Genomic DNA, 21,200 nt, shown 5'->3' on the forward strand with positions numbered 1-21,200 from the left:
CGCGTCCTGGAGCACGTCCGTCCGCTGAGCGGCGGAGTGCGCGGCGGCGTGGGCCGCGCGCTGGCGGTCCCCGAACCGGGCCTTGGGGGTCCCCGGTGCGGCGATGGCGTTGCTGTGGATCTGCGGTGCTTCTCGTGCGGTGCTGCCCTGCTGCCCTGCTGCCCTGCTGCCCTGCTGCCCTGCTGCCCTGCTGCCCTGCTGCTCTGTTCTGCCCTGCTCTGTTACGGGTGCCCGTCGGTCAGTGCGCGGCCACGCGGGCCATCGCACCCGTCCGGCGCGGCTGCATCGGCACTCCGCCCGCCGTGGCCCGGGCAGCGGGCTGGGCCGGTGCGCGATCACGGCGCGGCTGTGCGGCCACACCGTTCTGGACGTCCATGACGGCGTGCGCCACGAGACCGCCCATCGGGTCGTGCCGAATCAGGTCCCGCAGCCGGGACCTGGACGACCGCCCCTCGTTGCCGGGGTACAGGTGCTTGCCGAGTCCGACCGCGTGGGCCAGTGCGGCAAGCGCCGCGGTCCGCGGGTCCGGCGGTACGCCGGTGCGGATCGCACTGTCCAGCCGGGCACGGATCTCCCGGCTGATCGCCGTGTCGGTCGCCTGGTAGCGAGTCGTCGGCAGCACCCCGCACATCTGTCCCGCGACGGCATGGACCATGCCGCAGCGCTCCAGGTGAGCGAGGTAAATCTGGCGGAGCCCCAGCCGGGGTCCGCCGATCCAGTGGACGGCCCGAACCGGGCTGCCGCGCCTGCGCAGCAGTTCCAGTGCGGAGTCCAGAGTCGGATCTCCTGTCGGCCGTGGCATCACCACGGCGATACGATCCCCGTCAGGGGCTATCCGTCCTGCCAGAGCCAGCTCCACTAGCTGTGCCCCGGCCAGGCCGAGGTCGAGCGACTGCGGCTGCGCCGTGGTACCCGTGGCCGGGTCCAAGGCGAGCAGCAGAAGCTCCTCCGGAATTGTTCTGCGGCTCCTGCCCATCCATGCCTCCCCGCGTGGATGAGTGACAGGGTGACGCCTCTCACATTCATCTGTCGAGAGCGCGTGTCTGCTTTGTGGGGGAATCGGAAGTTATGTCGTTCTCGTCTCGCGCGGGGGCGATGCGCCCTAGACGGGACACTGTTAGACATTCGGACAGCCGGACGTGGTGGCGATCGAGGAGGAACTGGTGGCGGGCGAGTCCCCCGACAAGTCGGTTGATGAAGGAGCGTCGGGGGCGGCGGAGTCCTCCGAGGAGCGTGACCCGAGGCTGTCGGTGCTCCGCCCGAGGGAACCGGAATCCCCGGTCCCGGACCGCGACCCCCTGAGGGAAGCGGTGGCGGCCTGGGTGGCCACGGCCGACCCGTCGCCGTCCGGGGACGACGAGGACCCGGCCGGTGCCGGTGCCGGTGCCGGTGCCGGTGCGGATGCCGGTGCCGATGCCGATGCGGCGGCCGAGGAGACCTCGGAGGCGGCTCCGGCGGCCCCGGAGCCCTCCGCGGCCCCGGCGGCGGACAAGCCCGAGGGGGCCACGGCAGCGGCTCCGGCCGAAGACAAGCCCGAGGCGGCTCCGGCAGCGGAGGAGCCCGCGACCCCTGCGGCTCCGGCCGCCGACAAGCCCGCGGCTCCGGCTGCGCCGACGACGCCCGAGGCGGCTCCGGCTGCCCGCGAGGCCGCCGCCGACAAGCCCGCGCGACCCGCGGCGCCCGCCGCGCCGGCGGACAGTGAGCGCACCGCGGTGTTCCGGGCCGTGGCGCCCGCGCCCGCCCGCGCCGAGGACAAGCCGAAGGCTCCGGCCTCCGAACCTGAGTCGGGTTCCGCTTCGACCCCCGCCGCACCGGCCGACGAGCCCGCGGACAGCGAGCGCACCGCCGTGTTCCGGGCGGTGAAGCCGGGTTCCGTTTCCCCGAAGCCGCCGGTGGCCGACGAGCCGGCGGACAGCGAGCGCACCGCCGTGTTCCGGGCCGTCAGGCCGGGTTCCGTTTCGCCCAAGCCCCCGGTGGCCGACGAGCCTGCCGACAGCGAGCGCACCGCCGTGTTCCGGGCCGTCAAGCCGGGTTCCGTTTCGCCCAAGCCGCCGGCGGCCGACGAGCCCGCCGACAGCGAGCGCACCGCCGTGTTCCGGGCCGTCAAGCCCGAGGCACCCAAGGGGCGGGCCAGCACCTTCGTACCGCTGAAGCGGGACGCGACCGCCGAGCCGAAGCCCCCGGCCGCGGCCCCGGCCGCCCCCACTCCGGCCCCGGCCGCCCCGGCGCCCGCTCCGCCAGCCCCGGCGCCCGCCCCGGCCGCGCCCAAGCCCGCCGCAGGCGACGGCCCCGAGCGGACCACGCAGCAGCCGCTGCCGCCCAAGCCGCCGCTCGACATGCTCGCGGACCTCACCAACAACCCGCCCCCGCCGCCGAGCGCACTGCGCACCACCGTGCGGCGGTTCAAGATCTACGCCCCGGTCGTCGCGCTGCTCGCGATCGTCCTCGCCGTCGTACAGCTCGTGCGCCCCATGCCCGAGCCCAGCCTCAAGATGACCGCGAGCACCTCGTACGCCTTCGAGGGCGGCGCTCCCGTCCTGCCGTGGCCCAAGGAGGGCCAGGGCTTCATGGCGGCGTCCGGCCTCGGCACCGTCGCCACCTTCGGCGAGCAGAAGCCCATCGCCATCGGCAGTGTCGCGAAGGTGATGACGGCCTACGTCATCCTCAAGGACTTCCCCCTCAAGAAGGGGGAAAAGGGCCGACTGATCGACGTCGACAAGACGGCCGTCGAGGACGGCAAGAAGAACACCGAGGGCGAGTCGACGGTCGACACGCTGAAGGAGGGCGACAAGCTCTCCCAGTACGACGCCCTCGCGGCGATCATGATCCCGTCCGCCAACAACGTCGCGCGGCTGCTCGCGCGCTCGGACGGCGGCCAGGAGGCGTTCGTCAAGAAGATGAACGACACCGCCAGGGAACTCGGCATGTCGAACACCACCTACACCGACCCCTCGGGCCTGGACGCGACCACGGTCAGCACCGCCGAGGACCAGGTCAAGCTGGGTCTCAAGGTCGTCGAGATGCCCGAGCTGGTCGCGATCACCAAGCTGCCGAGCTGGACCGACCCGTCCGGCAAGGTGCACCGCAACTGGAACGACCTCGTCCCGTTCAACGGCGCGGTCGGCATCAAGACCGGCTCCACCACCAAGGCCGGCGGCAACCTGCTCTTCGCCGCCGAGAAGAAGGTCGGCAAGACCAACCAGCTGATCGTCGGCGCCGTCCTCGGCCAGCACGGCGTGCCCATCCTCGGCACCGCCATCGCCGCCAGCAAGCAGGTCATGCTCGCCACGCAGCAGGCGCTGACGAACGCGGTCGTCGTCAAGAAGGGCGACCCCGTCGGGTACATCGACGACGGCCTCGGCGGCCGCACCCGGGTCGTCGCCACCGCCGATGTGGAGGCGGTCGGCTGGCCGTCGCTCACGACCACGGTCAAGCTGAGTGACGGTGGCGGCAAGATGCCGCAGACCGCCAAGGCCGGCACCGAGGTCGGCGTGCTGACCGTCGGAGAGGGCGCCAGCCAGGTGAAGGTGCCGGTGGCGCTGATGAACGACCTCACCGCGCCCACCACCGGCAGCAAGCTGACGCGGGTCGGCTGACCTCAGGCGCGAGCGCGCGGCCGGCGCCCCGGGCAACCCCGGGGCGCCGGAGCGCGTCTTCGCACCCGGGACTCATCGTGTTGGGGAGTGCGTCGGTTGTGACCACCGCGGAGCGGCAGCAGGAGCGGAAACGCGGGCTCGGCCCGTCGGCGCCCGCCGGCGGGGCCGCCGGCGAACCCGGCGACGTGCCCGGCGACGCTCCCGGCGGCATGAGGAACCCGGCGCGCCGCCTGCTCGGCTGGGCCCGCCGGCACCCGGTGGCGGTCGCCACCGGCCTGGCCGCCGTGCTGCACGTCGCGTGGTTCTTCAGCTTCGCCAACAGCGGCGGCGACCTGGCCGCGCAGGACGCCTGGGCCGAGTTCGTCGGCCGGCACCCCGACTCGGCGTACAACCTCGCCTGGTACGGGGGCATGCACCCGGTCTCGTACAGCGTGGTCTCGCCGTACGTGATGCACATGATCGGCGTCCGGACCACGATGATGATCGCGGGCACGGTCTCGGCCGGGCTGCTCGCGCTGGTCCTGACCCGCTGCCGGGGCGCCGTGCGCGAGCCGCTGTGGCCCGCGCTGGCGGGGGTGTACGGGCTGCTGTGCAACGCGCTGTCGGGACGGGTCACCTTCGGGCTCGGGGTGATGTTCGCGCTCGGGGCCGTCGCGGCCGTGTTCTGCTGGCCCCGCCGATGGGCCGAGCGGCGGTGGGCCAAGGCCGCCGTCGCGGCTCCGCTCGCGGGGCTGGCCACCGCCTCCAGCCCGGTCGCCGGGCTCTTCCTCGGGGTGGTCGCGGCCGCGCTGTTCCTGAGCGGGCGGCGCCCGGGGGCGTACGCGCTGGGGGTGGCCCCGGCGGTGGTGGTCGGGCTGTCGGCCTGGCTGTTCCCGTTCTCCGGCACGCAGCCGATCAAGCTGGGCTCGGCGTGGCTGCCGTTCATGTTCGCGCTGGCCGCGCTGTTCCTCGTACCGAAGGGCTGGAAGACGGTCCGGATCGCCTCCGGCGTCTATGCCCTCGGGGTGGCGCTGACCTGGGCGATCGACTCCCAGGTCGGGTCGAATGTGACCCGGCTGGCGATGCTGTTCGGCGGCGCGGTGCTCCTCGCGGCCCTGCCGTACTCCGTCCCGCGCTCGCGGCACTGGTACGGGGTGCTGCTCGCCCTCGCCGGCGTGACCACCTGGATCACCGTCAACAGCATCACCGACATCGTCCGCACCACCCCGTTGGCCTCCTGGAGCCGGGAGCTGGCCCCGCTCGTCGACCAGCTGCACAAGGCGGGCGCCGACCGGGGCCGCGTCGAGGTGGTGCCGGCCAGCAGCCACCGCGAGTCCTCGGCCTTCCCCGCGTACGTGAACCTCGCGCGCGGCTGGAACCGGCAGGCCGACCTGGAGCGGAACCCGCTCTTCTACGACGACACCCTCACCGCCGACAGCTACCGGGGCTGGCTGGAGCGCTGGGCCGTGCACTACGTGGTGCTGCCCGCCGACAAACCCGACTCGGGCGGGGAGGACGAGGCGAAGCTGGTCCGCGAGGGGCTCCCGTACCTCCAGCAGGTATGGGGCGACGCGAACTGGCAGCTCTTCAAGGTGCTGGACCCGACGGATCTGGTGGCCGGCCCGGCGACGGTGGTGCGGGCGAGCGCCGATCAGCTGGTCATCCGGGTGCGGGAGGCCGGGCGGGTGCTGGTGCGGATCCCGCACTCGCCGTGGCTGGGGCTGGTGGACGCCGCGGGCAAGCCGGTGGCACCGCCGCAGGAGACCTTCGCGTCGAGGGCGCGGAGCAGCCAGCGGGCCGGGGTGCCGAAGGACTACGCGAACACGGCCGGGTGCCTTTTCAAGGCCGCGCCGGACGAGACCGGGGACGCGTGGACGGAGCTGCTGGCGCCGGGGCCGGGGGAGTACCGGGTGGCGGCGAAGTACCAGCTCCCGCGGGGGACGCCGTGTCCGGACGAGCTGGTGTACGGGGTGCTGCGGCCGCCGCAGCGGCCGGATCCGCCGCGTCCGTAATAATTATTTACACGCCGGTCCGGGTGCGTTGGTCCGCATATCTGCATACGATCCCAGTAGTCCGATTGGGTGCTTCCCGAGGGAGTTGACGACGGGATGAGCAAAGAGCAGAAGCAGGATTTCCGAGCGGCCTTCGAGGCTCACGAGCCGGATCGGCCGCCGCGTCCGGCAGGCCACGGCTTCGACGGTCTGGTGCGGAGCAAGATCAAGGGCGGAGCGCACACGAAGGCGGCCCTCAAGCGGGCCGGCACTCCGCAGGGTGACCGCATCGGCGAGCGCAGCAGAGGCCTGAGCTGACCCGTGCACGTCCACGTCGCGCAGCCCTTCCGGTTCCGGCCGGGAGGGCTTTCGTGCGTCACGCGTCCCATGCCACGGGAAGCCGCCGTCGCGGTCGCCGTCTGCGGCGGCCTCGCCGCGTGCGACAGCGGTCGCGGCGCGAAGCTGCCTCCGAACCCCAAGCTGGGCAGCACGGCCTGCGCGCCCTCCGCGCCGTGACCCGCAAGCCCCCGCCTCCCCACCCGCCGACCGCCCCGCACGGGGGGCCAACTACCGTGATCTGACCGGGGGCGGTCACAGGAGCTGAACCCTCTACCTCGACATCCGCGTATACAAGATCATGAGCGAGACGCAGCGCGACATCAGCGTGGAGCCGGCCGCAGGCGACCTCGTCGCGCGGTCCCCCGGCGGCACGTCCGGCACCGGGATCGAGAGCCGCGACGTGTGGTCGTGGTGCCCGCCGATGGAGATCACCCGTACGCCGCAGGGGCCGCGCTGATGCCCCGGCCGCGCCTGCCCGCCTGGACCGCGACCCTGACCTGGAAGGCCGCGGTCTTCATCACGCTCATGTGCTGCGGCCTCGCGGCGCTGCTCGGCGGCCTCGTGCACAGCGCCATGACCCACCAGACCGTCGGCACGGCGCGCGAGAAGGCGCTCGGCAAGCTCGACCGCAACATCACCCTGTACGAGAGCGGCGCGCGCCTGCCGCGGGGCGAGGGGATCGACCCCGAGGGCCTCCCCGCGGAGCTGCGCGAGCTGGCGGTGAGCGGAAAGCGCGGCACGGCCGTCGGCGAGCACCGCGGCCGGCCCGTGATGTGGGCGGCCGGCCCGGCCGACCACGACACCGTGATCGCCGCGGCGGTGGACTACGGCAGCAGCGCGCGGACCATCGCCGACCTGGACCGGGCCATCCTCGGCTCCTCGGTGCTGGCCATCGGCGTGACGCTGCTGATGGGCGCCTTCGGCGTCACCCGCGTCACCCGGCGCCTGCACCAGACGGCGCAGGTGGCCCGCCGTATCAGCGCGGGCGACCTGGACGCCCGGGTGAACGACCCGGTGCGGGCCAAGGACGAGGTCGCCGCGGTCTCCCGGGCCCTGGACACGATGGCCGTGTCCCTCCAGCGCAAACTCGAAGCGGAGCAGCGCTTCACGGCGGACGTGGCGCACGAGCTGCGCACCCCGCTGACCGGCCTGAACGCGGCGGCCGAACTGCTGCCGCCGGGCCGCCCGGCCGAGCTGGTCCGCGACCGGGTCAGGGCGATGCGCTCGCTGACGGAGGACCTGCTGGAGATCTCCCGGCTGGACGCGGGCAGCGAGCGCCCGGACCTGGACTCGTACGACCTGGCGGACCTCGCGGCGCGCACGATCCGGGCCTCGGGCACCGGGACGGAGCTCGTCGTGGTCTCCTCGCCCCGTGTGGAGACGGACCGGCGCCGCCTGGAGCGGATCCTCGGCAACCTCATCGCGAACGCCCACAGACACGGCGCGGACCCGGTCGCGGTGACGGTGGACGGCCGGACGGTGACGGTGACCGACGCGGGCCCCGGCTACCCGGAGTACCTCCTGACGGCGGGCCCCCAGCGCTTCCGCACGGAGGGCACGAACAAGGGCCACGGCCTGGGCCTGACCATCGCCTCGGGCCAGGCGGAGGCCCTGGGCGCGACCCTGACCTTCACCAACCCCCCGGCGGGCGGCGCCCGGGCTCGCATCACGCTCCCCTGAACGCCCCCGGAAACGCCAACGGGCCGCAGCGCCCCCACCGTTACCGGTGGGGAGCCCCGCGACCCGAGACGTTTCTCTGTGCCCTCGGCAGGATTCGAACCTGCGACACCGGCTTTAGGAGAGCCGTGCTCTATCCCCTGAGCTACGAAGGCGCGAAGGAGGACTGACCGCTGACAGCCTAGCGGATCACGCTGCTGGCGGTCGCCCCGGTTACGGGCGGCTCGGCCTAGGGCGGGGCGGGGACGCCGACGGGGCGGCGTGCGCCGACGCGGGGTCGGGGGACGCCGCCCCGGGGCGGGACGAGGTGCGGGGGGTGGCCCGCGTGGTCATGGCGATTACTTCGGGTCGTCGTTGAACTTCGAGGTCGACCAGAAGTAGCCGAGCACCGCGAGACCCAGGCACCAGGCGACGGCGAGCCATCCGTTGTGGCCGATCTCGGTGCCGAGCAGCAGGCCGCGCAGGGTTTCGATGGCGGGGGTGAACGGCTGGTACTCGGCGATCGGCTGGAACCAGCCGGGCATGGAGTCGATGGGGACGAAGGCGCTGGAGATGAGCGGGAGGAAGATCAGCGGCAGTGCGTTGTTGCTGGCGGCCTCGGCGTTCGGGCTGATCAGGCCCATGCCGACGGCGATCCAGGTGAGCGCCAGGGCGAACAGGGTGAGCAGCCCGAACGCCGCGAGCCATTCCAGGGCGGTCGCGTCCGTGGACCGGAAGCCGATGGCCACGGCGACGGCGCCCACGAGGACCACGCTGGCGATCGACTGCAGCACGCTGCCGATGACGTGCCCGACGAGCACCGAGGCGCGGTGGATCGCCATCGTGCGGAAGCGGGCAATGATGCCTTCGGTCATGTCGTTGGAGACGGACACCGCGGTGCCGATGGTGGTGCTGCCGATGGTCATCAGCAGGAGTCCCGGGACGAGGTAGGCGATGTAGGCGGAGCGGTCGCCGCCGCCGATGCCCGCGCTCATCGTGTCGCCGAAGATGTAGACGAAGAGCAGGAGCAGCATGATCGGGGTGAGCAGGAGGTTCAGGGTGAGGGAGGGGTAGCGGCGCGCGTGCAGGAGGTTGCGGCGCAGCATCGTGGACGAGTCGCGTACGGCGAGGGCGAGGGAGCTCATCGGACAGCCTCCTTCGGCTGGTTCGGCTGGTTCGGCTGGTTCGGCTGGTTCGGCCGGGTGGTGCCCGTCAGGGCGAAGAACACGTCGTCGAGGTCGGGGGTGTGCACGGTCAGCTCGTCCGCCTCGATGCCGGCGGAGTCCAGCCGGTCGAGGAGGGAGCGCAGTTCGCGCTGGCTCCCGTCGCTGGGGATCTGCAGCGACAGCGCCTCGTCGTCCCCGGTGACCTCGGGCAGCGCGAGGGTGGCGGACCGGTAGGCGGCCGGGTCGGAGAAGCGGAGCCGTACGTGGCCGCCGGGGATCAGCCGCTTGAGTTCCTCGGAGGTGCCCTGGGCGGCGATCCTGCCGTCGTTGAGCAGGGCGATGCGGTCGGCGAGCTCGTCGGCCTCGTCCAGGTACTGGGTGGTGAGGAAGACGGTGACGCCGCCCGTGACCAGTTCGCGGATGATCTGCCACATGTTGTGCCGGGAGCGCGGGTCGAGGCCGGTGGTCGGCTCGTCGAGGAAGATGATCCGCGGGTTTCCGACCAGGGTCATGGCGATGTCCAGGCGGCGCTTCATGCCGCCGGAGTAGGTGGAGGCGGGCTTCTTCGCGGCCTCGACCAGGTCGAAGCGTTCCAGCAGCTCGGCGGCGGTGCGCCGCCCTTCGCTGCGGGAGAGGTGGTGCAGGTCCGCCATGAGGAGCATGTTCTCCTCGCCGGTGATCAGGCCGTCGACGGCGGAGAACTGGCCGGTGACACCGATCGCGGCGCGCACCGCCTGGGGGTCGGTGGCCAGGTCGTGGCCGCCGACGTGGATGCTGCCGGTGCCCGGGTCCGCGGAGACGAGGGTGGAGAGGATCTTCACGGCGGTGGTCTTGCCGGCGCCGTTCGGACCGAGCAGGGAGAAGACCGTTCCCTCGGGGACGGCCAGGTCGATGCCGTCGAGTACGACCTTGTCGCCGTAGGACTTGCGCAGCCCGTTCGCCGCGATGGCCAGGTTGGTCATGGTGGGTCTCCTTAGAGGCTGCGGGCGGCGATGTCGCCGTACGAGGTGGTCGCGTGGATGTTCAGACCGGCGCCGGCGCCGTCGGTGTTCTTGAGCGTGTTGTGGATCCGGCCGTAGGAGGTGCCGGCGTCCAGGGACGCGGAGACTCCGCGGGCGGCGCCGACCGACACGTTGCCGGCCAGGGTGCGCAGTTCGACCGTGCCGTGCACGGCCTCGGTGATGAGGATGTCGCCCTTTTGGGTGCTGATCTGCGCGGGGCCGCCGAGGCGCCCGACCGCGACGTCACCGGCGAGGAGGGCGAGGTGGGCGCTCGCGGTCTCGTCGAGCTTGACCGAGCCCTGCGCGCCCTCGAAGGTGACGTCGCCGAGCCGTCCGACGCCGCGGAGCTCTGCGCTGGCGGCCTTCGCCTCGATGCGGGAGCCGGCGGGCAGCTGGACGGTCACCTCGACGTACCCGGAGCTGCCGAGGATCCGGTTCTTCGCCGGCGAGGCCCCGATCCGCAGGACGCCGTCGCCGTATTCGACGGTGGTCTGCTCCGCCGCCTTCACGTCGCGGGACTTCGAGGCGTCCGCGGGAAGGACCTCGACCGTGGTGTCGGCCCGGTCGGCCGCGATGAACCGGATGCGCCCCGCGGGGATGTCGAGGATGGCGGAGACCGGGGCGGGGGTGTGGAACTTCTGCATGGTGCTTTCCTTCGGCTCGTTTTTTCTGATGCCCGAAAGCTACGTTGCATTCAAGGATCCTTCAACAGGTTGGTTGCATAGGAAGGCCGTAATTGCAGGTCGAAGCCGGTAAATGGTTGCAATGGGCTTCGGGCTTAACGCAACGACGGGGCGGCCTACGTTGCAATGAACTGAGGGTGAACGCTATGCTGGAGGCATCAGGAAGCCACGAAAGGAGATCGCGATGCCGGGAGGCAGGCTCACCCAGCAGGAGCGCCAGCAGATCGCGCTGGGGCTGGCCGACGACCTCGCCTACGCGGAGATCGCCAGACGCCTCGACCGCCCCACCTCGACGATCACGCGTGAGGTGATGCGCAACGGCGGCCCCACCGCCTACCGCGCCGACCTGGCCCACCGCGCCACCGAACGCCGCGCCCACCGGCGCAAGCCCGCGCCCCCCGGCGCGCAGGCGCCCCCGCAGCCCCACGGCCGCGACGCCGAAGCCGTGCGCGAGTACGAGGAGATGATGACCACCGTCTTCATGCAGTCGGGCCTGCCCAAGATGATGTCCCGGGTGCTGACCTGCCTCTACACCACCGACTCGGGCAGCCTCACCGCGTCCGAACTCGTCCAGCGCCTCCAGGTCAGCCCGGCGTCCGTCTCCAAGGCGATCGCGTTCCTCGAAAGCCAGGACCTCGTCCGCCGGGCACGCGACGAACGCCGCCGCGAGCGCTACTTCGTCGACGACGACCTCTGGTACCAGTCGATGGTGGCCAGCGCCCGGTCCACCGCCCAGCTCGTCGAGACCGCACGCCACGGCGCAGGCGTCCTCGGCCCCGGCACCCCCGCCGCCGTCCGCCTCGAGAACGTCGCCCGCTTCCTCGACTTCGTCTGCGAGAGCCTCATCCGCGCAGCGGAGCAGGCCCGCGAGGTCCTCTACACGAAATCCGAAACGACCGCGGGCGACACCGCGGGAGCCTGAGGGCCGGCCCCGACCGGTCGATCAGGGGCGGTTACCGGCCATGATCGGACGGAAGGGTGCCGTCCTGGTGCGGGGTGCTGGGACACTGCGCCGGGTGGAATCGGTGAACAGCAGCATCTCCGGCGGCACATTCAACGGCCCGGTCTTCATGGGCCGCGACCCCCGGATGTTCCAGCATGACTCCATGGCCCAGCCCGCGCCCGACCACCCCGAACCCGTGCCCCGCATGCTGCCCTTCGGCCCGGACGGGTTCGTCGACCGCGAGGCCCCGCGCGCCCGGCTGGACGAGCTGCTCGCCGGACGCGACGGCCAGGGCGCGCCCCTGCTGGTGCTGCTGCACGGCACGCTCGGCGTCGGCAAGACCGGGCTGGTGCTGCACTGGGCGCAGCAGCGCAAGGACGACTTCCCCGGCGGGGTGTTCTACGCCGACATGAGCCCCCAGGGCCTCGCAGGCGCGGCCGAGACCGCCGCCGTGCTGGAGTCCTTCATCGGGGTGCTCGGCACCCCGCGCGCCGAACTGCCGTCGACCGTCGACGGGTTGGCCGGCCGGTTTCGCAGTCTGACCGCCGGCCGGCCCTCGCTGGTCCTCCTCGACGGGGTCGTCTCCGCGAGCCAGGTACGCCGGCTGCTCCCCGGCCATCCCGGCAGCATGGTGGTGCTGACCAGCCGCTTCCGCCTCGGCGCCTTCGAGGGGGAGGAGCGCGACGGGCGGCTGCCCGTGCGGCTCGTCGTACCGGAGCTGGACGAGGAGGCCTGCGCCGAGCTGTTCCGCGCGGTCGCGGGGGACGACGTACCGGGCGGGGAGGCGCTGCGCACGGTGCTGCGGGCCTCGGCCGGGCTGCCGTACGTGGTGCGCATCGCCGCCGCGCGGGCGGCCGACCCGATGTTCGACGGGGTCGAGGGGCTGGCGGCCCGGATCGCCCGGGAGAACATCCTGGAGGCGCTCGACATGCCCCGACGGCTCTTCGACCTCGCGTACGAGGCCCTCGACCCGGAGGTCCGGCGCGGATTCCGCCTCCTCGGGGCCCATCCCACGCCCGAGTTCGCCGACGCCCTCCTCGACGAGCTGGCGCCCGGGGTGCGGGGACCGCTGTACGCGGCCGGGCTGCTGGAGCGGTCCGAGCCCGGGCGTTCGCGCCTGAACGGCGTGCTGCACGGGCACGCGCAGATCCTGGCCGGCGCCGACCCCGGGTCGCGGGGCGCCCTGGAGCGCGTCATCGACTGGTACCTGCGCCGGGCGGGCGCGGCCGAGCTGTCCCTGTCCTCGCGCTGGCGCGCGGGCCCCCTCTTCGCCGAACCGGACGCGCTGGCAGGGGTGTTCGCCGACCGGTCGCAGGCGCTCAGGGCGCTGGAAGCGGACCGGAACAACCTGGTGGCCGTCGCCGAACTGCGCGAGATCGAGCCGGCGCGGCTCTGCCAGCTCACCGAGGCGGTCCACGCGATGTTCCTCGCCCGGGGCCACCACACCCTGTGGATCCGCATCGCCCGGCTCGCCCTCGACGCCGCCCGCCGGGACGCCGAAACCGGCGGGCTGATGCTCGCCCGCATGCACTTCGAGCTGGCCTTCGCCCTCAACGACCGCGGTTCGGCGGAGGACTTGGAGGAGGCGCTCCTGCACTACGGCGCCGCCCGCGAGAGCGCCCGCCGGATCGGCCACGAACGCACCGAGTCCTCCGCCTTGGAGGGCCTCGGCCGGATCGCGACCGCCCAGGGGCTCCCGCAGACGGCCATGGAGCTGTACGGGCAGGCCCTGGCGGCCCTCGGTGGCCTGGAACACCCGCGCGGGCGCGCCCTGTTGGAGTACCACCAGGGCAACGCGGCCAGCGCCGCCGGGCAGCACGAGCAGGCCGTCCGGCACCTCGCGCAGGCCCTGCGCGGGTTCCAGGGGCTGGCCGTGCCCGACACCGGCAACGCCGCGAAGACCAGGCTGCGCTACGCCACGGCCCGCCTCGCCGCGGGCCGCCCCGAGGACGCGGTCGAGCCGCTGGCGCTGGCCCTGGAGGCCTTCGCCGAGCCCTCGCTCAACCGGGCCGACGCCGTGCTCGTACGGGGAGACGTACGCGGGGCACTGGGAGACCCGGAGGCCGCCCGGGCCGACTGGGAGGCGGCCCTGGGGCTGTACGAGTCACTGCGCAGCATCCGGGCCGAGGAGGCCCGCATCCGCCTGGCCGGCAGCGCCCCCGGGCACGGTGAACCGCAGGATTGAGGTCGCGCCGCCGGCCCGCAGGGTGAACCCGCCCTCCGGGTCGAGGCCTTCGCCCATCAGTGCCAGCAGGGCCGAGGCGGCGAGCGCCGGCTCGACGTCGGCCGGCACCCCGAACCGCCGCCCGCCGCGCAGCACCAGCCGCCCGGGGTCAGCCCCGGCCCCGGCCCCGGCCCCGAGCGCCACCAGAGCGCAATCGGGGTTCCGGTCGAACACCTCCGCCGGGTCCGCGTCCGGCCGCGCCACCAGCACATCGGCGAGCCCCCGCAGCCGCGGATCCGGCTCGGCGGCGTCGGCCAGCACGTGCACGTCGGCTCCCAGGTGGGCGGCCGCGCGGCCCTGGAGCTCGGCCGGGTGGCGGCGTACCCGCACCTCCCGGCCGCGGACGCGGGTGTCGACGTACAGCGCGGGGCTCAACGGGCTGCGCGCGGTGGCTGGTCCGGGCACGGCGACGGGGCGCGGCAGGACGGGGAAGTCCGGCTCGGGAAGGTTCAAGTGCCGGTAGCACAGCGTGCGCAGCAAGGCGAGCGCGCGGCCGGGCCGCGAGGTGATCCGGGCCGCGGCCCCGGGGAGGGCGACGGCCCGCGCGAGCTGCTCGGCGAGCGGCCGGACCGGGTCCACGCGGGGCAGCCGACCACCGAGCCAGGCCATGGGGGAGCCGGGGGCGACGGTGCCCTCGTCGAAGGCGGCGAGCAGTCCGGGCAGCCCGCGCGCGGCGGCGTACAGGCTGAGGGAGCCGTGGTCCCCCACGAAGGCGTCGGCGGCGCAGATCGCGGCCTTCCAGGTCTCGCCGGCGGGCTGCGGAAGGATCAGCCCGGCCCGGCGGGCACGCTCCAGCCATTGGCGGATCTGGAATCCGCCGTGTGCGTACCAGGCATTGGGGTGGACGGCCGCCACGACCCTGAATTCGTCGTACGGCAATTCGGCGAGAGCGCGCTCCACGAAGTCGATGGCGGAGCCGAGGACGGAATGTTCGGACCAGGTGGAGGTGATCAGCAGGAGTTTCTGTTCCGGCCGGATTTCGAGAGCCGCACGGTAATCCGTACGGAAGGGGGCGGAGGCGTCGAGCTGGTCCGCGCAGGGGTCTCCGACGACGTGGGCGTACGGGAGGGCCTCGGGGCAGTCGCGCGCCAGGCGGGAGCGCTGCTCGTCGTGCGAGAGCACGATGGCCGACGGGACCACTTCACCGTCGTGGAGCAGCCACTCGGGCGACAGCCCGAAAGCCCCGGTGCCGGCCCCTGCCCCGGTCCCTGCCCCGGATTCCGGATTCCGGATTCCGGATTCCGGATTCCGGATTCCGGATTCCCGCTGAGTTTTTTATTGTATCCGGCGCCGTGTGAGGTGCCAATGAGCGGTGCGGAAATGTCCTCCAGATTTCCGCCGCGGCTGGTGCTCACCGCGAGGTCGAATTCCTCCTGCAGAGCGCTCTGCCAGGGCAGGAAGAACAGTCCGTGCGCGGAGACGAATTCGGGGATGCCGTCCTCGAAGACCGACGACCCGGTGCACGTGAACACCACCCGGACCCGCGGATCCCCCTCGAAGACGGCGAGCACGTCGAGCAGTCGCGTGGCGGAGGTGACGTTGTGGATGACGCCCAGGACCGTGCGCTCGGCCGGCACCGTGAGCCACCTCCGGGCCGGCAGCGCCCGCTCCGTCCGCACACACACCACCGCTTTCCCGATCCGTGCCCGCCGCGGCCACCCTACGGCTAGCGTGGCCCGCATGGATGTTGCGGCACTGGTGACGGCGGGTGCGACGACGATCGTCGGCCTCATGGCCTCGGACGCCTGGACCTACGCGAGCGGACGCTTCGCCCGCCTCCTCGGCCGGCCGGACCCGGCGGCGGATCCGGACGGGGCCGCGGCGCAGGCCGAGCTCCAGCTCCGCGCCTCCCGCGCCGAGCTGCTCGTCGCCCGCGCCGACGGCGACGAGGCCGCCGCGGCCCGGGTCGAGGAAGGCTGGCGCGACCGGCTGCGGACCGCGCTGGAGCACGACCCGGCGGCCGTACGCGAACTGACCGAACTGCTCGACGACGTGAACCCGGACTGGCGCGCGGCCAGGGCGGTCTCCGTCCAGAACACCACCAACACGATCAGCGGCGGCACCTTCAACGCGCAGGTCTTCCAAGGCCGCGACTCCACCGTGACCTTCAGCAGCAGGCCTCCGCAGGGCACTTAGAGCCCGCTATGCGCCCATCGGCGCGTGCAGCTCCACGGTGACCTCCACCTCGACCGGGGCGTCCAGCGGCAGCACCGCCACGCCCACGGCGCTGCGCGCGTGGCTGCCCGCGTCGCCGAAGGCGGTGCCCAGCAGCTCGCTGGCGCCGTTGAGGACACCCGGCTGGCCGGTGAAATGGGGGGCGCTGGCGACGAAGCCGACGACCTTGACCACCCGCTTGACGGCGGACAGGTCCCCGGTGACCGAGGTGATGGCGGCCAGCGCGTTCAGCGCGCACTGCTGCGCCAGCTCCTTGGCCTGCTCCGGCGTGACCTCGGCGCCGACCTTGCCGGTCAGCGGGAGGGCGCCGTCCACCATCGGGAGCTGGCCGGAGGTGTAGACGTGGTGCCCGTTGAGTACGGCGGGCACGTACACGGCGACGGGCGCGGGGGTCGGCGGGAGTTTCAGCCCGGCCGCGGCGAGGCGCTCTTCGGGGGTGCTGGGCGTCGCGGTCATCGCGGGTCTCCTGTTTCCGTCTGCTGCCACTGCCACTGCCACTGCTGCGGTACTGCCTCACGCCTCACGCCACACGCCACACGCCACACGCCTCACGCCTCACGGCCGCGTGACGCGTACCTGGTAGCTCCCGTTGCGCAACTCGCCGACGACCGAGATGCCGATGCCCGCCTTCTCGTCGGTGAAGGTCTCGCCCGGCCGGAACGGCGCGTCCGAGAGCTCCGCGTGCACGTTGGGCCGCCGGGTGCAGCCGCCGCTCGCGTTCGCACTGTCGGAGACGATGACGGGGCCGCGCCCGGTGTCCACGTCGGAGTCCACCTTGTAGATGAGCACGCCCGGTTTGCAGACGGCTTCGTCGTTCCCGGCCCGGGTGCGCACCTCCACCGCGTAGCCGGCGCTCTCCGACAGCGGGACGAAGGCCAGCTTGGTGCCGCCCGCGACCGCCAGCGGGGACAGGACGTGGTCGCTGACGCCGGATTTACCGGCGCAGCTGATCTGGGAGGCGTCGAGCCAGCCCAGCTTCCACTTGTGCCAGCCCAGCAGGTCGTTGTTGGCGCCCCAGTCCTCGCTCATGATGTCCCAGTGGCCCACCGAGCCCCCGCCGTCGGCGGTGTACAGGTCGGGCAGGCCGAAGACGTGCCCGTTCTCGTGCGGGAGCACCCGGTAGCCGGTCTCCCGGTAGGAGCCCGAGCCGTCGTCCTGCCGGCTGTAGACGAAGGACGTGTTGGCGAGCGGCACCCCGTCCGCCATGGGCGCCTCGCTGTTGCCGGAGAAGGTCACCGAGAGCACGGTGTCGAGCGCCGAGGGTCCGGCGTTCGGTGTGAGCAGGATGTTGACCAGGTCGTACCGGGAGAAATCGACCTCGCTGTCGGCGGCCTTCACCATGTGCTCGACGAGCTGCCGGTAGCCGGGCTCGTACGGGGAGCCGCGCTCGATCCCGTACGCCGCGAACGGCATCGGCATCCGCAGCCAGTTCCTTATCGGGGCTTCGGCGCGGTAGCGGAGCCGGCCGTAGGAGCTGGTGCGGAACCAGTCGGAGGTCTGCGGGAAGAACTCCGCCAGCCGGTCGGTGGCCGCACCCTCCCCTTTGGCGTCGGGGAAGTCGATCATCAGGTTCAGTGCGCGGACCTCGCCGGTCGAGCGCGCGTACCCGGGTGGGGTCGGCAGCCCCTCGGACATCTGTACGCCCATCGTGCCGGCGATGCGGCAGGGTGCGAGCGCCGATTCGGCGGTGGCGGCGACTGGGCCGGCCGCCGAGCGGGTACCGGTGGACATCCCCGCGCTCGCCGTCGCCGTGACGCCGAGGGCCAGCGCGGTGAGGGCGATGTAGACGCTGGTGCGGCGTGATGTGCGTATCCGGTGGCGCGTCTGCGGCATGGAGACCGGCCTTCGGGTCCGCGGCAGCCGGCCGGGCCCGGTCTGCGCTCTGTGCGATCACCCTCCGACGGCTGCGGCGCGCCCGCGCGCCGGGAGCGGCCAAACGGGATGGAACGGGCATCCGATGATGTGACCCAGGTCACACCAGAGAGTGAAATAACCGGGGACGCGATCCCCGTTTGAACTTGAGTCCCGCTTGAACCGGGGACCGGCTCCCCGCTTGGAGCCGCCGCAATTCTCGAAAAGCAGTCCGCACATCTCGAAGAGCCGTACGAGTCCCAGTGCCAGGGAGGCCCCGGAATGAAGCGCCCCACCACGATCGCCGCGGCGGAGGCCAAGGTGCCGCGTCCGCGCGCCGACGCTGTCCGCAACCGGGAGCGCATCCTGGGTGCGGCGCGCGAGGTGTTCGTGGAGTTCGGTGCCACCGCCCCCCTCGACGAAATCGCCCGCCGGGCCGGCGTCGGCAATGCCACGCTCTACCGACACTTCCCCGACCGGGCCGCCCTCGTCCACCACGTGGTGCTGTTCGTGATGGACCGGGTCACCACCCACGCGCGGGACGCGCTGCGGGAGGAGCCGGACGCCTTCGCCGCACTGTGCCGGTTCGCGCACGCGGCGGCGGACGAGCGGATCGGCGCCCTGTGCCCCATGCTCGAAGGCCGCTTCGACCACGACCACCCCGAACTGGACGCCGTACGAGCCGAGTTGGACGAGGCCACCGAGGAGCTGCTGGCGGCGGGCCAGACCTCGGGGCTGATCCGCACGGACATCGGCGCCGGTGACCTGGTGATCGCCATGGCTCAGCTCGCGCGGCCCCTGCCGGGCACCGGCTGCTTCGAGGTGGACCCCTTCGTCCACCGCCATCTCCAGCTGCTCCTCGACGGGTTGCGGGCTCCGGCCCGCTCCGAGCTGCCGGGTTCCCCGGCCACCCTGGAGGACCTGAGGCGGAAAACCATGTGACGGCCCGGGTCGCGCCCGATGAGCGTCACAGAAGCCCTTTAAGCATCTTTTCAGTCATTTCGCACCATGGAGTGGGTACCCCCATGTCAAAAACAGCCGCGAATCCGCCGCTGACGCTGACTTCCGCTGATCCCAGTCGCTGGAAGGCCCTCGTCTTCATAGCCCTGGCCCAGCTGATGGTCGTCCTCGACGCCACCATCGTGAACATCGCCCTGCCCTCCGCCCAGACCGACCTCGGCATCTCCGACGGCAACCGGCAGTGGGTCATCACCGCGTACGCGCTGGCCTTCGGCGGACTGCTCCTCTTCGGCGGCCGCATCGCCGACAAGTGGGGCCGCAAGAACGCCTTCGTCACCGGCCTGGCCGGCTTCGCCCTGGCCTCCGCGCTGGGCGGCGCCGCCACCAGCGAGACGATGATGCTGGGCGCCCGCGCCCTCCAGGGCGCCTTCGGCGCACTGCTCGCGCCGGCCGCCCTGTCGCTGCTGGCCGTCATGTTCACCGACGCCAAGGAGCGGGCCAAGGCCTTCGGCATCTACGGTGCGATCGCCGGTGGCGGTGGCGCCGTGGGCCTGATCCTCGGCGGTTTCCTCACCGAGTACCTGAACTGGCGCTGGACCTTCTTCGTCAACATCCCGTTCGCGATCGTCGCGGCCGCGGGTGCCTGGCTGGTCATCCGTGAGCCGGCCGGCGGCCGCAACCGCGCCCCGCTCGACATCCCCGGCGTGGTCCTCTCCACCCTCGGCCTGGTCGCGCTGGTCTACGGCTTCACCCGCGCCGAGTCCGCGGGCTGGTCGGACGCCACGACCGTGGGCATGTTCGTCGCCTCCGCGGCGCTGCTGGCGGCCTTCGTGCTCGTCGAGTCCAAGGTCAAGTCCCCGCTGCTGCCGCTGCGCGTCCTGCTGGAGCGCAACCGCGGCGGTGTCTACCTCTCGCTCGGCCTGGCCGTCATCTCGATGTTCGGCCTGTTCCTCTTCCTCACCTACTACCTCCAGGTCGTGAAGGGCTTCTCGCCCGTCAAGACCGGCTTCGCCTTCCTCCCGATGATCGCGGGCATGATCACGGGCTCCACCCAGATCGGCGCCCGCCTGATGACGCGGGTCGCGCCGCGCCTGCTGATGGGCCCGGGCTTCCTGCTCGCCGCCACCGGCATGCTGCTGCTGACCCAGCTCGAGGTCGGGTCCTCGTACCCGGCGCTGATCCTGCCGGCGCAGCTGCTGCTGGGCCTCGGCATGGGCACGGCCTTCATGCCCGCCATGTCCCTGGCCACCCACGGGGTGAACCCGGCCGACGCCGGTGTCGCCTCCGCGATGGTCAACACCTCGCAGCAGGTCGGCGGCGCCATCGGCACCGCGCTGCTGAACACGATCGCCGCCTCGGCGACCACCGCGTACCTCACCGACCACGCTGCCGCTGCCGCTGCGGGCGGTCCGGGCGCGAAGCTGATCCAGGCCCAGGCCATGGTCGAGGGCTACGCCTCCGCCATCTGGTGGGCGGTCGGCATCCTGGCCGCCAGCTCGGTCATCGCGCTGACGCTGATCACCACGGGCCGTCCGGGCGCCGGCGGTCCGGTCGCCTCCGGCGACGGTGAGGGCGCGGAGGCCGAGTTCAGGATTCCGGTGGTCGCCCACTGATCGGCCCGACCGGGCGGGCTCCGGGTACCGGGAATGACTGATGACCCCGCGTCGTTCAAATTTGAACGACGCGGGGTTAGTCTTTTTGTATCCCGGCCCCGCACCCACGAATGGAGCGCCCCGTGACGACCGAACCCACCGAGACGGCCGACCGGCTCCGCACCGGGACCCGCATGCCGGCCCTCTACCTCAGCCACGGCGCCCCGCCCCTGGCCGACGACCCGCTCTGGCCCGGCGAACTGGCCGCCTGGTCCGCCGCCCTGCCCCGCCCGCGGGCGATCCTGATGGTCTCCGCCCACTGGGAAGAGGCCCCGCTCGCCCTCGGCGCCACCGAGCGGGTCCCGCTGGTCTACGACTTCTGGGGCTTCCCCGAGCACTACTACCGGGTGCGGTACGACGCCCCGGGCGCCCCGGGGCTGGCCGCCTCGGTGCGAGCGCTCCTGAAGGCTCCCGGCACTCCCGTCCAGGACATCCCCGACCGGGGCCTGGACCACGGCGCGTACGTCCCGCTCGTGGAGATGTTCCCCGGCGCCGACATACCGGTCCTGCAGATCTCCATGCCGACGCTGGACCCGCGCCGCCTGATGGACATCGGCCGCAGGCTGGCCCCGCTGCGCGACGAGGGCGTACTGATCGTGGGCAGCGGCTTCTTCACGCACAACCTGGCAGCGCTGCGCCACACCGGCCCGGGCGTCCCGTCCTGGTCCGCCGAATTCGACGCGTGGGGCCACGAGGCACTGGCGTCCGGTGACCTGGACTCCCTGCTCGACTTCGAGGCCAAATCCCCGTCGGGCCGCCTGGCCCACCCCCGCACGGAACACTTCGCCCCGCTGTTCGTGACCCTGGGCGCGGCGGAGGCCTCCGGTGACCTCTCCGCCCGCCGCGACACGGTGGACGGCTTCTGGATGGGCCTCTCGAAGCGCTCCCTCCAGTTCGGCTAGTGCCGTGCCGGGCGCCGCGACGCGGCGAACCTTTCCGGTCACAGCACTAGCCCGGCCGGGTGGTCCGGGGTTCCGCAGGCAA

Annotated in this window: 18 protein-coding genes and 1 tRNA gene; 11 read left to right on the forward strand and 8 right to left on the reverse strand. The window is 72.6% G+C overall.

The window, feature by feature from the left end; translation table 11 throughout:
* Window positions 1-238: 238 nt before the first annotated feature.
* Window positions 239-976, reverse strand: coding sequence for a GPP34 family phosphoprotein (locus ACFWBF_RS30930; RefSeq protein ID WP_365916878.1), 738 nt, complete (start codon window positions 974-976; stop codon window positions 239-241).
* A 163-nt stretch (window positions 977-1,139) separates the two neighbouring features.
* Here ACFWBF_RS30930 and ACFWBF_RS30935 point away from each other — a divergent pair, with 163 nt between their 5' ends.
* The 5 genes from ACFWBF_RS30935 (at window position 1,140) to ACFWBF_RS30955 (ending at window position 7,585) form a co-directional block, all read left to right on the forward strand.
* Window positions 1,140-3,596 (forward strand): serine hydrolase, encoded by a 2,457-nt coding sequence (locus ACFWBF_RS30935; RefSeq protein WP_385607701.1) that lies wholly within the window; start codon window positions 1,140-1,142, stop codon window positions 3,594-3,596.
* A gap of 98 nt (window positions 3,597-3,694) precedes the next feature.
* On the forward strand, window positions 3,695-5,587 hold the full coding sequence (locus ACFWBF_RS30940; protein WP_385607703.1) for an MFS transporter: 1,893 nt from the start codon (window positions 3,695-3,697) through the stop codon (window positions 5,585-5,587).
* A 96-nt stretch (window positions 5,588-5,683) separates the two neighbouring features.
* Window positions 5,684-5,884, forward strand: coding sequence for a hypothetical protein (locus ACFWBF_RS30945; protein WP_385233620.1), 201 nt, complete (start codon window positions 5,684-5,686; stop codon window positions 5,882-5,884).
* Window positions 5,885-6,203: 319 nt separating this feature from the next.
* Complete coding sequence (locus ACFWBF_RS30950; protein ID WP_385607704.1) at window positions 6,204-6,362, forward strand: hypothetical protein; 159 nt, start codon at window positions 6,204-6,206, stop codon at window positions 6,360-6,362.
* Entirely contained in the window at window positions 6,362-7,585 is a 1,224-nt protein-coding gene (locus ACFWBF_RS30955; RefSeq protein ID WP_385607706.1) for an ATP-binding protein, read from the forward strand. Before ACFWBF_RS30950 ends, ACFWBF_RS30955 begins: the two co-directional genes overlap by 1 nt.
* Window positions 7,586-7,664: 79 nt before the next feature.
* Here ACFWBF_RS30955 and ACFWBF_RS30960 read toward each other — a convergent pair.
* The 4 genes from ACFWBF_RS30960 to ACFWBF_RS30975 all read right to left on the reverse strand — a co-directional run bounded on the left by ACFWBF_RS30960 (window position 7,665) and on the right by ACFWBF_RS30975 (window position 10,372).
* Window positions 7,665-7,737 (reverse strand) — tRNA-Arg (locus tag ACFWBF_RS30960).
* A gap of 183 nt (window positions 7,738-7,920) precedes the next feature.
* Window positions 7,921-8,706: an ABC transporter permease gene (locus ACFWBF_RS30965; protein ID WP_385607708.1), complete on the reverse strand. Its 786-nt coding sequence runs from the start codon at window positions 8,704-8,706 to the stop codon at window positions 7,921-7,923.
* On the reverse strand, window positions 8,703-9,689 hold the full coding sequence (locus ACFWBF_RS30970; protein ID WP_385607709.1) for an ATP-binding cassette domain-containing protein: 987 nt from the start codon (window positions 9,687-9,689) through the stop codon (window positions 8,703-8,705). Before ACFWBF_RS30970 ends, ACFWBF_RS30965 begins: the two co-directional genes overlap by 4 nt.
* Window positions 9,690-9,700: 11 nt before the next feature.
* Window positions 9,701-10,372, reverse strand: a complete 672-nt coding sequence (locus ACFWBF_RS30975) for a DUF4097 family beta strand repeat-containing protein (protein ID WP_385607711.1) — start codon at window positions 10,370-10,372, stop codon at window positions 9,701-9,703.
* 223 nt (window positions 10,373-10,595) lie between these two features.
* Between ACFWBF_RS30975 and ACFWBF_RS30980 the strand changes: the two genes are divergently transcribed.
* Both ACFWBF_RS30980 and ACFWBF_RS30985 read left to right on the forward strand, forming a co-directional pair.
* Window positions 10,596-11,333 (forward strand): helix-turn-helix domain-containing protein, encoded by a 738-nt coding sequence (locus tag ACFWBF_RS30980; RefSeq protein ID WP_385607713.1) that lies wholly within the window; start codon window positions 10,596-10,598, stop codon window positions 11,331-11,333.
* A 103-nt stretch (window positions 11,334-11,436) separates the two neighbouring features.
* A complete protein-coding gene (locus tag ACFWBF_RS30985; protein WP_385607715.1) occupies window positions 11,437-13,539 on the forward strand; it encodes a hypothetical protein in 2,103 nt (700 codons plus the stop codon).
* Here ACFWBF_RS30985 and ACFWBF_RS30990 read toward each other — a convergent pair.
* Window positions 13,459-14,718, reverse strand: a complete 1,260-nt coding sequence (locus ACFWBF_RS30990) for a hypothetical protein (protein ID WP_385607717.1) — start codon at window positions 14,716-14,718, stop codon at window positions 13,459-13,461. The two genes, ACFWBF_RS30985 and ACFWBF_RS30990, sit on opposite strands and share 81 nt — an antisense overlap.
* A 540-nt stretch (window positions 14,719-15,258) precedes the next feature.
* Between ACFWBF_RS30990 and ACFWBF_RS30995 the strand changes: the two genes are divergently transcribed.
* Complete coding sequence (locus tag ACFWBF_RS30995) at window positions 15,259-15,714, forward strand: hypothetical protein (RefSeq protein WP_385607719.1); 456 nt, start codon at window positions 15,259-15,261, stop codon at window positions 15,712-15,714.
* A 6-nt stretch (window positions 15,715-15,720) separates the two neighbouring features.
* On the opposite strand, the gene ACFWBF_RS31000 is transcribed toward ACFWBF_RS30995, so the two are convergent.
* Window positions 15,721-16,209, reverse strand: coding sequence for a RidA family protein (locus ACFWBF_RS31000; protein WP_385607721.1), 489 nt, complete (start codon window positions 16,207-16,209; stop codon window positions 15,721-15,723).
* Window positions 16,210-16,308: 99 nt separating this feature from the next.
* The gene (locus ACFWBF_RS31005) at window positions 16,309-17,586 is read right to left on the reverse strand and encodes a M6 family metalloprotease domain-containing protein (RefSeq protein ID WP_385607722.1); all 1,278 of its coding nucleotides are present in this window, start codon (window positions 17,584-17,586) and stop codon (window positions 16,309-16,311) included.
* Window positions 17,587-17,886: 300 nt separating this feature from the next.
* On the opposite strand from ACFWBF_RS31005, the gene ACFWBF_RS31010 reads away from it, so the two are divergent.
* The 3 genes from ACFWBF_RS31010 to ACFWBF_RS31020 all read left to right on the forward strand — a co-directional run bounded on the left by ACFWBF_RS31010 (window position 17,887) and on the right by ACFWBF_RS31020 (window position 21,118).
* A complete protein-coding gene (locus ACFWBF_RS31010; RefSeq protein WP_385607724.1) occupies window positions 17,887-18,546 on the forward strand; it encodes a TetR/AcrR family transcriptional regulator in 660 nt (219 codons plus the stop codon).
* A gap of 83 nt (window positions 18,547-18,629) precedes the next feature.
* Entirely contained in the window at window positions 18,630-20,177 is a 1,548-nt protein-coding gene (locus ACFWBF_RS31015) for an MFS transporter (protein WP_385607726.1), read from the forward strand.
* Between the two features lie 110 nt (window positions 20,178-20,287).
* Window positions 20,288-21,118 (forward strand): dioxygenase, encoded by an 831-nt coding sequence (locus ACFWBF_RS31020; protein WP_385607727.1) that lies wholly within the window; start codon window positions 20,288-20,290, stop codon window positions 21,116-21,118.
* Window positions 21,119-21,200 lie beyond the last annotated feature (82 nt).

It is taken from the genome of Streptomyces sp. NPDC060028, from assembly GCF_042736725.1.
In the GTDB taxonomy this organism is placed as follows: domain Bacteria; phylum Actinomycetota; class Actinomycetes; order Streptomycetales; family Streptomycetaceae; genus Streptomyces.

What these genes read in the sequence shown, in the direction of transcription:
- ACFWBF_RS31005 (WP_385607722.1), bottom strand. Translation starts at nt 17,586, where the DNA reads ATGCCGCAGACGCGCCACCGGATACGCACATCACGCCGCACCAGCGTC.
- ACFWBF_RS30970 (WP_385607709.1), bottom strand. Translation starts at nt 9,689, where the DNA reads ATGACCAACCTGGCCATCGCGGCGAACGGGCTGCGCAAGTCCTACGGC.
- ACFWBF_RS30930 (WP_365916878.1), bottom strand. Translation starts at nt 976, where the DNA reads ATGGGCAGGAGCCGCAGAACAATTCCGGAGGAGCTTCTGCTGCTCGCC.
- ACFWBF_RS30980 (WP_385607713.1), top strand. Translation starts at nt 10,596, where the DNA reads ATGCCGGGAGGCAGGCTCACCCAGCAGGAGCGCCAGCAGATCGCGCTG.
- ACFWBF_RS30965 (WP_385607708.1), bottom strand. Translation starts at nt 8,706, where the DNA reads ATGAGCTCCCTCGCCCTCGCCGTACGCGACTCGTCCACGATGCTGCGC.
- ACFWBF_RS30945 (WP_385233620.1), top strand. Translation starts at nt 5,684, where the DNA reads ATGAGCAAAGAGCAGAAGCAGGATTTCCGAGCGGCCTTCGAGGCTCAC.
- ACFWBF_RS31020 (WP_385607727.1), top strand. Translation starts at nt 20,288, where the DNA reads ATGGAGCGCCCCGTGACGACCGAACCCACCGAGACGGCCGACCGGCTC.
- ACFWBF_RS30995 (WP_385607719.1), top strand. Translation starts at nt 15,259, where the DNA reads ATGGATGTTGCGGCACTGGTGACGGCGGGTGCGACGACGATCGTCGGC.
- ACFWBF_RS30955 (WP_385607706.1), top strand. Translation starts at nt 6,362, where the DNA reads ATGCCCCGGCCGCGCCTGCCCGCCTGGACCGCGACCCTGACCTGGAAG.
- ACFWBF_RS30950 (WP_385607704.1), top strand. Translation starts at nt 6,204, where the DNA reads ATGAGCGAGACGCAGCGCGACATCAGCGTGGAGCCGGCCGCAGGCGAC.
- ACFWBF_RS31010 (WP_385607724.1), top strand. Translation starts at nt 17,887, where the DNA reads ATGAAGCGCCCCACCACGATCGCCGCGGCGGAGGCCAAGGTGCCGCGT.
- ACFWBF_RS31000 (WP_385607721.1), bottom strand. Translation starts at nt 16,209, where the DNA reads ATGACCGCGACGCCCAGCACCCCCGAAGAGCGCCTCGCCGCGGCCGGG.
- ACFWBF_RS30975 (WP_385607711.1), bottom strand. Translation starts at nt 10,372, where the DNA reads ATGCAGAAGTTCCACACCCCCGCCCCGGTCTCCGCCATCCTCGACATC.
- ACFWBF_RS31015 (WP_385607726.1), top strand. Translation starts at nt 18,630, where the DNA reads ATGTCAAAAACAGCCGCGAATCCGCCGCTGACGCTGACTTCCGCTGAT.